Genomic DNA, 12,799 nt, shown 5'->3' with positions numbered 1-12,799 from the left:
GGCTGGTGACAACAGACGTAATAATCCCTCCTTCGTCCTTAAACAAGGAAACCCTTACGCTCTACTACGCAGGCGTTTCAGGATGGTTCCAACTTTTTTTGCCGTATATTCCAAATCTTTTTTACTATTACCCAAACCAAAGCTAAATCGAATCGCTGAATCCATAATTTCTTTTGGCAAATTCATAGCTTCAAGGACATGAGAACGTTCAAGAGAACCCGATGTACAGGCTGAGCCGCTTGCCGCAGCAATTCCTTCTACATCTAAATTCATCAGCATCGTTTCTGTTTTCACTTCTGGGAAACTGACATTCACAATGTGTGATACCGTTTGATGCGGATGTCCGTTGACAACGACCGCATTTTCTCCTGCTTCTTTTTGTAGCTCTTCAATAAAAAATTGACGCAGAGCCGCATCCTGAAGCATCCGTTCCTCCATCGTCTTCTCTAGGATTTCCAGTGCTTTAGCAAAACCGGCGATCCCTGCCATATTCTCTGTACCTGCACGACGCTTGCGTTCCTGCAGCCCGCCATGGGCCATTGGCTCAAGCTTCATTCCTTTGCGGACATACAGCAGTCCAATCCCTTGAGGTCCATTAATTTTGTGAGCAGAAAAACTCATCAGATCTACAGGCAACTGGTGTAGATGTATTGGAATAGAACCGAGTGCTTGCACGGCATCCACGTGAAAAGGAATGTCATGAGCTTTTGCAATCTGGCCAATCTCTCCCACATTTTGGACTGTGCCTACTTCATTATTGACATACATAATGCTAATCAAAATCGTATCTGGTCTAATCGCTGCCTCTACATCAGCTGTGTCGATCATTCCATAGGAATCAACTGGGAGATACGTAACTTCATACCCTTGCTTCTCCAGTGACTTACAAGCATGAAGCACTGCATGGTGCTCAATTTGACTTGTGATGATATGTTTTCCTTTATGCTGCGCTGCAGCTGCTATGCCAAAGATGGCTAAGTTATCACTCTCTGTTCCACCCGAAGTAAAAACAAGCTCGTCCGGAGAAGAGCCCAAATAAGCCGCCATCTTATCCCTAGCTTCACTTACGGAACGCTTTGCGGCACGCCCGAAAGCGTGCACGCTTGATGCGTTACCGAACTGGCCAGTCATTACCTCAAACATTGAAGTGGCAACTTCTGGATGCACAGGAGTAGATGCAGCATGATCCAAGTAGATATTCACTTTCTTTTCACCCCGCATTAAATATAGAACATATAGTTATCCGCGTCGGATTTTTCTTCATAAGAGATAAGATCTTGTAATGTTGTCGAATCAAGCACATCCGCAATACTGTTTCGGATACGGATCCATAAATCACGTTTTGCCGGATCATCTTCTTCTGTAAAGTCAACCGGCGAGATCGGTCCTTCAAGTACACGTATTACGTCTCCTGCTGTAATCGTGTGAGGCTCACGAGCTAAAATATATCCGCCGTACGCACCGCGAATACTTTTTACGAGTCCCGCATTACGAAGGGGAGCGATGAGTTGCTCTAGATAATGTTCCGAAAGTTGATTTTTCTCTGCAATACTTTTCAGTGAAGTCGGTCCTTCGCCAAAACGACCAGAGAGTTCCATCATAATTGTTAATCCATAACGGCCTTTGGTTGATATTTTCAAAGTAGGTACACCTCATTAATTTATAGTCATGTGCATGTTATATCAGTAAAAGTCTCTTTGTATTTTTCTATATTTCACCAATCCACTCTATTCCGATCATAACCCTTTGATAATGGTAACATAATAACAGTGAATATGGAAAATAAACCTTGACGATAATAGTAAAAATGTCCGTCCTGGAAGGACATAAACACAGTTTTTCCATTCTATCGTAAGTTAACCACGAATGTGTTACAATAAAACGCGTAAAAACATTCTAATTAAAGATGGTGATGACGATGTCTAACGACAACAAAAACACCCGCGTCATCGTCGGCATGTCGGGAGGGGTTGATTCCTCCGTCACAGCACTGCTACTCAAAGAGCAGGGTTACGACGTCATCGGTATTTTCATGAAAAACTGGGACGACACCGATGAATTCGGACACTGCACGGCAGAAGATGATGCGGAAGATGTCCGCCGCGTCTGTGAACAACTGGATATCCCTTATTATACAGTTAACTTCGAGAAGGAATATTTTGATAAAGTATTCTCCTATTTCCTCGATGAATATAAGTCCGGACGGACACCGAATCCTGATGTCATGTGCAACCGCGAGATCAAGTTCGGAGAATTTCTTAACAAAGCGCTTGATCTTGGCGCAGATTATGTGGCAACAGGACATTATGCAAGACTCGTTCAAGAAGATGGGAAATACACACTTCTTCGCGGCGTAGACAATAACAAGGATCAAACTTACTTCCTGAATGCCCTCAGTCAAGAACAGCTTTCTAGAGCGATGTTCCCTATTGGGCACCTTCCTAAACCTGAAGTTCGGCGCTTAGCGGAGGAGGCAGGTCTATATACTGCTAAGAAAAAAGACAGTACAGGCGTATGTTTTATAGGTGAACGTAATTTCAAAGAATTCCTTTCTGGTTATTTGCCAGCTAAATCCGGAGACATGGTGGACATCGAGACTGGTGAAGTAAAGGGCCGGCACGATGGACTCATGTACTACACCCTCGGGCAACGTCAAGGTCTGGGTATCGGCGGTTCAGGTAACGGACAACCTTGGTTTGTAGCTGACAAGGATCTTACGAAGAACATCCTTTACGTCGTTCAAGGTGATCAGCATCCAAGCCTGTATTCAACAGGACTTATTGCGACAGGTGTGAACTGGATTGCGGGCAGCGACCAAACACCGAAGGAACCATTCCATTGCACTGCCAAGTTCAGATATCGTCAGCCTGATCAAGGTGTTACTCTGACATGGCGTGAAGACGGTACGGTTCATGTTGCTTTTGATCAACAGCAAAAGGCAATCACTCCGGGACAAGCCGTTGTTTTCTATGATGGTGACGTATGTCTTGGTGGCGGAACGATTGATCAAGTTGAAAAAATACCCTATGAGTCTAACATCCTGGTATAAAACAGAAATAAAAAATATAAGCCATCCCTCATGTATTACCATGAAGGATGGCTTTTTTCCTGCCTATAAGAAAAATCTTCTCCATCCTGTCCCTTAATGAATGAAGAGGCTGACAACCCAGATTCCGATCCAAGCAGCGATAAGCCCTAACGTAACGGAACTAATCACATACAAGCAGGCTTTGCGTATCTTATTTGCAGTAATCAGCTGCATCGTCTCATATCCTAATGTGGAGAACGTGGTATACGCTCCGCAAAATCCAGTGCCAAGCACTGCCCACCATACAGAGGATAACAGCTGTGCTTTTGATAAACCGAACAATACACCAAGCAAAAGCGATCCGCTGATATTAATAATCCAAGTTCCAAATGGAAATGGGTGCGACGAATCATCGTTTACTCTTTTCATGATGTAACGTCCTAACGAGTATCTCATAATAGCTCCGGCAATCCCGCCCAATCCTGCTAACCAAATCATTGTTTACTCTCCCCTGGATAGCGGGAGGAAGTCATCCGTTCCCCTGCTTTTATACCGATAAAGCTCATAAGCAGTCCAATAACCACACTGAGCAAAATGTAGCCTACTGCTAGTCCCACTTGACGACCCTGGAACAGATGAATACTATCTACCGAAAAAGTAGAAAAGGTAGTAAATGCCCCCGTAAACCCTGTACCGATAAGTAATCTCCATTCAGCAGAGATCCGCCACTTCGCTGGGGTAATGGTGAAAAACCACCCTAAAAAAAGGCATCCTGCTAAATTGATCAGTAGCACCGCTAGTGGAAAATTAGAAGATGCAGGCTCCAGCCCTAACTGGACTACATACCTAAGAATCGTGCCCAGAAAACCGCCTGCTCCAACATATATCAGTTCTCTCATAACTCCGAAGTTCCCCTTTATACACATTACTAGGACTAAAACCAATACAAAATTTCTCTCTGCCCATCCCCATTTAATTCTATGGTTAGCGCCCTTGATTGCGTATACGCCTACGGTCCTGGTTAACCTTAATCTTCGCTTCATTCCCTTGTTCCGAAGCTTCGTAGAAAACGTAATTACTAATTTCTTTAGGCAAGTACTGCTGTTCTACATAATGTCCCGGAAAATGATGCGGATATTGGTAGCCGACATGACCAAGCTGTACAGAACCTTTGTAATGACCATCTCTAAGATGTAAGGGAACATCGGCCGACTTCAGTTCCTCAATGGCATTCATCGCGCTTGAAATCGCCGTATATACCCGGTTCGATTTTGGACTTTCCACAGCAAATAATATAGCCTGCGCAATATTCAGTTTTGCTTCGGGCCAGCCGTTATTACGGTAGGCATCCAGCGCAGCAACAGCCTGTACCATTGCATTTGGACTAGCAAGTCCAATATCTTCACTGCATGCCGCAATTAGTCTGCGGATAAACACCATTGGGTCCATACCGAGCTTTTCTACAGCATATAAAAACCAGAATAAGGCGGCATCACTTGATCCGCGGATACTTTTATGAAAGGCGGATAAAACGTCATACTGGGTTGACTCGTCCGCTTTGACAATCGGCCGGCGTATCGATTCCTCCGCTACCGCAAGCGTAATATGCACCGTTCCATCCTGCTGGGGAGGCGTAGTGAGCGCTGCCAGTTCCAGCGCATTCAGCGCTCTGCGAATATCCCCATTAGCCATCGTGGCAATGTGGAGAAGTGCTTCTTCATCGGCAGCAATATCCATGAATCCAAGCCCTTTTTCTGAGTCCTGCAGTGCTCTTCTCATCGCTGCTAACGAATGTTCTTTCGTTAAAGATTCTAACTGAAACAAAGTCGAACGGCTGAGAAGGGCACCATTTACATAATGAAAAGGATTTTCCGTTGTTGCACCGATAAAAATAATCGTCCCTTTCTCGACAGCAGGGAGAAGCGCATCCTGCCTTGAGCTGTTAAAACGGTGAACTTCATCCAGAAATAAGATGGTCTTCGTTCCATACATTGCTTTATTATTCTGGGCTTGATCTATTACTTCACGAACATCTTTAACCGTCGCATCAACCGCATTAAGACGAACGAAATGTCCCTTTGTATGATGAGAAATAATGTGTGCAAGTGTTGTTTTTCCGCATCCAGGCGGTCCATATAAAAGAATGGAAGATACCTGGTCTGCTTCAATCGCTCGTCTAAGCAGCTTTCCCGGACCTACGATATGTTCCTGACCAATATATTCATCTAGGTTCTGTGGCCGCATCCGGTCAGCAAGAAGCCTTGCTTTTGGCTCTGAATCCTGACTAAACGAGAATAAATCCATGATGCATTCACTTCCTTTACTTACTTAAGACCTTTAACACTCTATCTTCTATGATAACATACTGCCTTCTTGAACTTGTTCTTCTGGCAATACATATACATTCTGAATAGGAACCGAAGGTCCATATTGTTTACGAATCACTTTCCTTGCTTCTATAGCAGTTCTGGCTTTTACAATCGTTTCCTTGGTTTGACCGCCTGCTTCTGTAATCACAACGTACCGTTTGGCGCCGCATCTCATGAGAACACCTCCATAACATACTTATTTTTTAAAATTCCAGTTCAGCTGCTTGAAACCCTTTTTTATATGGTAATATTAGTTAATCTTAAAAGGGTAGGTGAGAGATTAATTTATGAAAGTTTCTAAATATTACCCGATTACGACAGCTCTATCCGTCAATATCATTTTATTAGGTCGTTTTTTTCTATCGTATCACTATGATCAAGATATCCTCTTGTTAGAATATAGTGTCTGTTTTGCAATAACTGTTACTCTTTTATCTATCTATTTTAGGAGAGAATATCGTGAGCTAAAAACTACTGTTTTGACAGATCAAATAATTGCGTCCGAGATGAGGAGTTTTTGGCCAAGTTTAGTCACATCAATTCTCGGTATGGCAACAAGTGCTGTACAAATCTATTTTACAGTCATCTATCATAACTCGATGCCCTTGTTGAGAGAACTCGGATCAGACTCACTAGAACACATGATTACAGATATCATATTCACCATATTACTCCACTCTTATTTACTTATCCTATGGATCGTATATCTTATTCGGCTTTATTTTAACTATCGCGAACTTCAACGTAAAAAGAATCGAGCTATCCTGCCCCCACTCCAAGAATCGCGGGTGAATGAGTACAATGACTAAGAAAGCCATTTCTTTTTTAGCTCTAAACGAAAAAAGCTGAGGGCGATGCATAGTTCTCATCAATGAGACTATAATCCTCCAGCTTTTTTATTAGTGACAATCAGGCACGAGGCAGCTTATTCGCTTGGCCAGCCGTGTGTTACCACTTCTTTTGCTTCTTGCTCCACGTAAACGGGACGCTCACTGCCATTCATAAGCCACAACTCGTGGAGGGCGCGCGTACAACCTACATACAGCAGTTTCGCATCCCAGGAGCTGTTTCCATAATGATCCTGATCAGCGTCAGCTACAATCACTGCGTCGAATTCAAGCCCTTTGGATAAATACACAGGCAATACAGAGTAACCGCCCTCGTACTGCTTTTTCCCATCATCAATTAAATTCACTTCTACTCCAGCGCTTTTCAGCTCCTCGTATAATGCCTTTGCTTCATGAAGGGTACGAGTCACAATGGAAACCGTTCTATAATCCTTATCGATTAGATGCTGCATCGCCTTTTGGAGCGCATTCTTTCTTGAATCCTCTCCATAATCAATAAGTCTAACTCCGTCACCGCTCCGGAACACAGGGACCGCTGTAATGCCGCTTTGCACCCCTTTTTCGAGAATCGTATTCGCAAACTCAATAATCTCCATGGTGGATCGGTAACTTCGGGTAAGCGCAAAGTAATCATTATGTTCTTCGGCAAAAAGCTGGCTCATCTCTTCCCACCGGTGAACTCCCCGGTATGCATGAATTCCTTGTGATAAATCACCAAGAATCGTAAATGAGTGACCCTTCACAAACAAATCCAATAAGGCAATCTGAAATGGCGAAAAATCTTGTGCTTCATCAATAACCACATGATCAAAACGCTGTTCACCTGAAATTTCATTGACGAGTACATGTAAGTAAACCAATGCAGGAAGGTCCTCTTCTCGCACTACATTTTGCTTGAGATCCGCTGCCGTCGATTTCATTACTGATTGCGGAATCTGCTTTCGTATTTCGTCTGGAATGACGCTTCCGCCTTTAGTTGCCTTAAATATATGTTTGTACAAAGTAAGAGGCTCATATTTGGGCCATTTATTTGCATATGCTTTTTCTCTTGCTGACGCTTTTTTCTTTCTCTCTTTTTGCACCGCTGCAGAAGGGGCCTTTTTCAGCTCCATCTCGATCCAGCGGTGGATCCGGGCCATCACCCGTTCTTTTCGCTTAGCAAGGGGGTAAGGCTTATATTCCTCGTCAAACCATTTCATAATCTCTGTCCGAGGCAGCACCTTCCCATCCCATGGAGAGAAATCCATATCAGGAACTGAGGTCATCTCCATCTGCTCTATACAGCTGCGCAAGATGTCCATGAATTTCATTGAACCCTTAAACCTGCCCGGAACTTCATCCGTTATCTCAGGCAGTTCTCCTTCTCTCTCAAACCAATATTCTAGTGTTTCTGCCGTATCGGCAAGCCGTACATCTAGGTTTAGCATTTGAAGAGCCCAGTCCGAAAATGTACTCTGCTGAATATCTCCTACACCCAGTTCAGGAAGTACATTAGAAATATAATCAAGGAACATATTATTTGGTGCGAATATGATCATTTTATCTGCAGATACTTGTTCCTTATACTGATACAGTAAAAAAGCAAGTCTATGCAAAGCAACGGTCGTCTTACCACTTCCCGCCACCCCTTGTATGATCAGCGCAGTATTTCGTGCTGCCCGAATGATCCGGTCCTGCTCAGCCTGAATCGTAGATACAATGTCACGCAGTTTATTATCTTTATTCTCACCTAGTCGGTAAACGAGAAACTCATCTGATACAGCCGGCTGGTCACTATCCCTATTATAGGTATCTGCCACACGTTCTAAAATTTGTTGTCTAATGACGATATTTCGTTTTAGATACACAAGTCCTTCTACGACCCCTTCTGGAGATTCATACTCCGCAGGCCCTTCTCCCCCCGTAAAGGAATAAAAAAGACTTGCTATTGGGGCACGCCAATCGATTACGAGCGGCTGGTCTGTATAATCTTCCCGATCTACACCAACCTTGCCAATGTACAGCGGCTTCATCTGGTTCGTGCCCTGTTCTTCAAAATCAAGACGTCCGAAATAAGGCTCATTTACAATTTTGGAAAGACGCTGACGGCGCTCTTCTCGTCCTGCTTCAAGCACTTGCTCTGTAAAGTCATGCCCTGTATACACAGGTATAGACTTAAACTTAGCGAGTTGCCGGTCTACTTCCTTCATTGTGTTTTTCAGCCTCTGTTCTTCTTCTTGATAGGCACTTTGAAACGTTTCCTCCATGTTCAGTTACCTCCTAAGAATTGTTTTGCATTCGGACGTTTATCCGTACCGCAAAAGGAGTATCAATATAACACAATTGATGGAAAAAAGCTATTCTGTTTCCCTGTCTCTACATTGCATAGAAAAAGAAGCCTTGCCACTTAAGGCGAAGCTTCCTTTTACAAATTTACAGCTTATTTATTTTACCAGATTCAATTTCACAGCACCTTTATATGAGTTATGAAATTGAATCACAAGAGTGCATAAATAATAAAGTTGAGTAAAAACAGAGCCGCAATTCCATACATAACTTTAGGTACTTCTTTTGCTTTTCCAGCAGCGATTTTGGCTACGGGGTATGCAATAAAGCCGAAAGCCATCCCATCTACAATACTGTATGTGAACGGAATCATCACCATAATTAAAAATGCCGGAAAAGATTCCGTGTATTCGGAAAAATTCATATCTTTCACACTTTGTACCATAAGTCCACCGATCACAATGAGAATGGGAGCAATTGCACTATCGGGAATCAGCGTAAGAACGGGAATGAAGAAAAATGTCGTGCAGAAAAGTACAGCGGTTGTAAACGATGTCAGTCCGGTCCTTCCTCCAGCAGCGATGCCTGCCGTTGTTTCCGCAGCAGCTACGACAGGACTGGTTCCGAAAATACCGGCAAACACATTCGTAATGGACAGAGCACGCAGACTCCCAGGGAATGTCTCAGGCCGGCCAATAATACTCGTGTGAGATGCAATGAGTCCAATGTTCTCGAAGACGACAATAAGCAATAGTAAAAATACAGCAATCCAAAAAGATAACTGTACAAATCCCCCAAATGACAACTCTGCAAAGAGCTGGCCATATTGCTGAAGAGGCTCTGCTGCCGACATCATTTGTGCAGGAAGTTCCGCAGCTCCCAGCAGATAAGCAAGGACGGTTCCCGATACCATACTGATCAGTAGACCTCCAGGCACATTTCGAACAAATAGAACAAACGCGAGCAGTAAAGTTATACAAGCAGTCAGCACTCCTGGGTCATCAAAATGTCCGATCGTAACAAATGTCGTTTGATGTGCAACCACGATCCCGCTCTTCTGCAGCCCAATAAACGTAAGGAAGAGTCCAATCCCTACTGTAATTCCATGTTGCAGATTGTGCGGTATTGCCTCACTGATTACTTTATATAGACTCGTAAAAGCAACCACGGCAAATAGGATCCCTGTTACGGTAACTACAGCAAGTGCTTCTTGCCAGCTCAAATTCATCGAGTGAACAAGCGTATACGTAAAAAATGCATTAATTCCCATACCTGGAACGACAATAATAGGTGATTTGCCGATAAAAGCCATCAGTAAACATCCTGCAATGGAAGTCAGAAGCGTACCTACCATTGCTGCCTGCAGCGGCATCCCTGCATCCGCCAGAATAGAAGCATTAACCATCACAATATACACAATGGCAAAATACGAGATGATTCCCGCGCCTATTTCTTTCTTCACTACATCATCCTGCCTCATTCCAAGAGAACGAGCCCAGCCATTTTGCTTCATGTTTATGTTCCTCTTTCCTTTCCTCACATTCACCTATAAACATAGAAAAGCGTGAACACCAAGCGTTAAGTGTTCACGCGGATAAATCTAGTTTGTACAAAGTTCTCTTACATTACACAGAAATGTCAGCGAGCAGATCACGAATGGCTTCACTGACCATAATAAGTCCAACTACGGGAGGGACATAAGCATTGCTAGCCGGAGGCTGCTTTGCTTTACGAATTTCAGGTGCATTTTCAGGAACAATCTTTTCAGTCACATCTTGACGCGGCTTGATCGGTTGTTCGGTAGAGAAAACGACTTTAACTCCTTTTTTAATCCCTTCTTCTTTACGAAGTTTATTGCGTATTACTCTTGCAATGGGATCCATTGAGGTTTTGGAAATATCCGCAACCTCAAATTTGGTTGGATCCATTTTATTCGCTGCGCCCATACTAGAGATCATCGGAATACCTCTCTTACGGCATTCTTTAATCAGATGAATTTTGTATATAATCGTATCGGACGCATCCAGTACATAATCTAGATCATATTTAAAAAGTTCTTCATAGGTTTCGTCCGTGTAGAACATATTTAGTGCGATTGCATCACATTCTGGATTGATGAGTTTTACTCGATCTACCATTAGATCCGCTTTTTTCTGACCAATTGTTGTGGTCAGTGCGTGAATTTGACGATTAATATTCGTAATATCCACGACATCTTTATCAATTAGAATAATCCGCCCAACTCCAGATCTCGCCAGGGCTTCGACTGCCATAGAACCTACGCCCCCGATTCCAAGAACAGCTACTGTGCTGTTCTTGAGTTTGTCGAGGCCTTCTGCTCCAATGGCAAGTTCTGTTCTAGAAAATTGATGTAGCATGGTGACTTTTTGTCCCCCTTACTTAATTCTTTTCTGCTTTGACCTTACGTGCCACTCGGATATGAAGTTGTTCGAGTTGTTTCGCATCTACCTCGGAAGGTGCGTTCATAAGCAGATCTGTTGCGCTTGCTGTTTTCGGGAAAGCAATCGTTTCACGCAAGTTTGTGCGGCCTGCAAGAAGCATAACCAGACGGTCAAATCCAAACGCAATCCCGCCGTGTGGTGGTGTGCCATATTCAAATGCTTCCATCAGATATCCAAACTTATCATTTGCTTCTTCTGGAGATAGGCCAATTGCATTAAACATTTTCTCTTGGACGTCACGTTTGTAGATACGCATGGAACCGCCGCCTACTTCATAACCGTTAAGTACAAGGTCATAAGCTTGAGCACGAATCTGACCTGGATCTGTATCGAACAGGTGAAGGTCTTCGTCTTTTGGACGTGTGAACGGATGATGTTCCGCTACATAACGTTTTTCATCCTCATCATATCCGAGGAGAGGGAAGTCTACGACCCAAGCAAACTTAAATTTGTTGTCATCGATCAGACCAAGATCACGGCCGATTTTCAATCGAAGTGCTCCGAGTACATCAGCTACCACTTTTTTGTTATCCGCAGAGAATAACAGCAAGTCTCCATCTTCTGCACCTGTACGTTCTCTAATTGCTTCAATTTCTTCAGGGGACATGAATTTTACGATAGGTCCTTTGAATTCCCCTTCTTTTACTTGAATCCATGCAAGCCCTTTAGCTCCATAACGAGCTGCATAAGGTCCAAGATCGTCGATCTCTTTACGCGTCCAAGTACCGCAACCTTTTGCGTTTAAGCATTTTACTTCTCCGCCTTTTTCAATGACAGAAGCAAATACTTTCACTCCGCTTGTGGATACAATATCATTCATTTCTACCAGTTCCAGTCCGAAGCGAAGATCTGGTTTATCTGAACCATATTTGCCCATCGCGTCAGCATACGTAATACGCTGGAAAGGAGTCTCCAGTTCAATTCCTTTGGTTTCACGGAACAATTGAACCATGAGTTCTTCCATCATCGGAAGCAGATCATCCTGCTGCAAGAAGGAAGTTTCGATATCGACTTGTGTAAATTCAGGTTGACGGTCCGCACGAAGATCTTCGTCACGGAAACAACGAGCAATTTGGTAGTAACGCTCAAGTCCGCTCACCATTAACAGCTGTTTGTAGATTTGTGGAGATTGTGGAAGAGCGAAGAACTCCCCATCATGCACACGGCTTGGTACCAAATAGTCACGCGCACCTTCTGGTGAACTTTTCGTCAGAATTGGTGTTTCTACCTCAACAAAATCTTGTCCGTCTAGGAAGTCACGGAATACTTTTGCTGCTTTTGAACGCAGTTTAAGCGTTTTTTGCATTTCAGGACGACGAAGGTCCATATAGCGATATTTGAGTCGCAGAGACTCATCTACTTCAATTCCATCTTCAATGAAAAATGGAGGTGTTTTTGCTGCATTCAGTACTTCAATTTCTGTGATTTGCACTTCAATTTGCCCTGTCGGCAAGTTGGCGTTAACGGTTTCTTCATCACGTTTCACTACGGTTCCTGATACGGCAATAACATACTCGGAACGAACGCGATCTGCAATATTCAGTGCTTCTCCGGAATATGCCGGGTTAAATACAACCTGTACAATACCACTGCGGTCACGCAGATCGATAAAAAGGACGCCTCCCAAGTCACGGCGAGTTTGTACCCATCCGTTCAGTGTAACCGTTTGTCCAATATGTTCGGTCGTCAGTGTACCGCAATAATGACTTCTTTTCATTGTGATTGCTCCCTTATAGTTATAATGCACCCACCTAAATCCTCCCTGACAGGGAGGACCCCAGAAGGCGCTGCCCTCTGGACACCCGGAACTAGCGAACTGATCTCAGG

Annotated in this window: 11 protein-coding genes; 1 reads left to right on the top strand and 10 read right to left on the bottom strand. The window is 43.6% G+C overall.

The genetic code is table 11. From position 1 onward, the window contains the following. Window positions 1-54: 54 nt before the first annotated feature. The gene (locus tag GQY27_RS11470) at window positions 55-1,143 is read right to left on the bottom strand and encodes a cysteine desulfurase family protein (protein WP_236570572.1); all 1,089 of its coding nucleotides are present in this window, start codon (window positions 1,141-1,143) and stop codon (window positions 55-57) included. Window positions 1,144-1,220: 77 nt separating this feature from the next. Continuing rightward, window positions 1,221-1,640, bottom strand: a complete 420-nt coding sequence (cymR, locus tag GQY27_RS11465) for a cysteine metabolism transcriptional regulator CymR (protein WP_160034436.1) — start codon at window positions 1,638-1,640, stop codon at window positions 1,221-1,223. Between the two features lie 278 nt (window positions 1,641-1,918). On the opposite strand from cymR, the gene mnmA reads away from it, so the two are divergent. After that, window positions 1,919-3,049, top strand: a complete 1,131-nt coding sequence (gene mnmA, locus GQY27_RS11460; protein WP_442950902.1) for a tRNA 2-thiouridine(34) synthase MnmA — start codon at window positions 1,919-1,921, stop codon at window positions 3,047-3,049. Window positions 3,050-3,142: 93 nt separating this feature from the next. Here the strand turns inward: mnmA and crcB (GQY27_RS11455) are convergent, their stop codons facing one another. From crcB (GQY27_RS11455) to aspS, 8 genes are all read right to left on the bottom strand, one after another. Next, window positions 3,143-3,526 carry a fluoride efflux transporter CrcB gene (crcB, locus tag GQY27_RS11455; RefSeq protein WP_160034432.1) on the bottom strand — a complete coding sequence of 128 codons (384 nt, stop codon included), beginning with the start codon at window positions 3,524-3,526 and terminating at the stop codon, window positions 3,143-3,145. After that, window positions 3,523-3,927 (bottom strand): fluoride efflux transporter CrcB, encoded by a 405-nt coding sequence (crcB, locus tag GQY27_RS11450; protein ID WP_160034430.1) that lies wholly within the window; start codon window positions 3,925-3,927, stop codon window positions 3,523-3,525. The genes crcB (GQY27_RS11455) and crcB (GQY27_RS11450) overlap by 4 nt, the downstream gene beginning before the upstream one ends. A gap of 85 nt (window positions 3,928-4,012) precedes the next feature. Beyond that, complete coding sequence (locus GQY27_RS11445; RefSeq protein ID WP_160034428.1) at window positions 4,013-5,332, bottom strand: replication-associated recombination protein A; 1,320 nt, start codon at window positions 5,330-5,332, stop codon at window positions 4,013-4,015. 48 nt (window positions 5,333-5,380) lie between these two features. Next, window positions 5,381-5,572: a hypothetical protein gene (locus GQY27_RS11440; RefSeq protein WP_160034426.1), complete on the bottom strand. Its 192-nt coding sequence runs from the start codon at window positions 5,570-5,572 to the stop codon at window positions 5,381-5,383. 750 nt (window positions 5,573-6,322) lie between these two features. Next, a complete protein-coding gene (locus tag GQY27_RS11435) occupies window positions 6,323-8,491 on the bottom strand; it encodes a HelD family protein (RefSeq protein ID WP_160034424.1) in 2,169 nt (722 codons plus the stop codon). A gap of 230 nt (window positions 8,492-8,721) precedes the next feature. After that, the gene (locus GQY27_RS11430; protein ID WP_160034422.1) at window positions 8,722-10,023 is read right to left on the bottom strand and encodes an NCS2 family permease; all 1,302 of its coding nucleotides are present in this window, start codon (window positions 10,021-10,023) and stop codon (window positions 8,722-8,724) included. Window positions 10,024-10,135: 112 nt separating this feature from the next. Beyond that, entirely contained in the window at window positions 10,136-10,888 is a 753-nt protein-coding gene (locus GQY27_RS11425) for a tRNA threonylcarbamoyladenosine dehydratase (RefSeq protein ID WP_160034420.1), read from the bottom strand. Between the two features lie 22 nt (window positions 10,889-10,910). Continuing rightward, window positions 10,911-12,689: an aspartate--tRNA ligase gene (gene aspS, locus GQY27_RS11420; RefSeq protein ID WP_160034417.1), complete on the bottom strand. Its 1,779-nt coding sequence runs from the start codon at window positions 12,687-12,689 to the stop codon at window positions 10,911-10,913. Window positions 12,690-12,799 lie beyond the last annotated feature (110 nt).

Origin of the sequence: Paenibacillus sp. An7 (assembly GCF_009870785.1) — a bacterium.
GTDB lineage: Bacteria > Bacillota > Bacilli > Paenibacillales > Paenibacillaceae > Paenibacillus.
This window is presented reverse-complemented; position numbering and strand designations above follow the sequence as displayed.

Coding starts and splice junctions, on each gene's coding strand:
- crcB (WP_160034432.1), bottom strand. CDS start 3,526: ATGATTTGGTTAGCAGGATTGGGCGGGATTGCCGGAGCTATTATGAGA.
- GQY27_RS11425 (WP_160034420.1), bottom strand. CDS start 10,888: ATGCTACATCAATTTTCTAGAACAGAACTTGCCATTGGAGCAGAAGGC.
- GQY27_RS11430 (WP_160034422.1), bottom strand. CDS start 10,023: ATGAAGCAAAATGGCTGGGCTCGTTCTCTTGGAATGAGGCAGGATGAT.
- GQY27_RS11435 (WP_160034424.1), bottom strand. CDS start 8,491: ATGGAGGAAACGTTTCAAAGTGCCTATCAAGAAGAAGAACAGAGGCTG.
- GQY27_RS11445 (WP_160034428.1), bottom strand. CDS start 5,332: ATGGATTTATTCTCGTTTAGTCAGGATTCAGAGCCAAAAGCAAGGCTT.
- mnmA (WP_442950902.1), top strand. CDS start 1,919: ATGTCTAACGACAACAAAAACACCCGCGTCATCGTCGGCATGTCGGGA.
- GQY27_RS11440 (WP_160034426.1), bottom strand. CDS start 5,572: ATGAGATGCGGCGCCAAACGGTACGTTGTGATTACAGAAGCAGGCGGT.
- GQY27_RS11470 (WP_236570572.1), bottom strand. CDS start 1,143: ATGTTTGAGGTAATGACTGGCCAGTTCGGTAACGCATCAAGCGTGCAC.
- crcB (WP_160034430.1), bottom strand. CDS start 3,927: ATGAGAGAACTGATATATGTTGGAGCAGGCGGTTTTCTGGGCACGATT.
- aspS (WP_160034417.1), bottom strand. CDS start 12,689: ATGAAAAGAAGTCATTATTGCGGTACACTGACGACCGAACATATTGGA.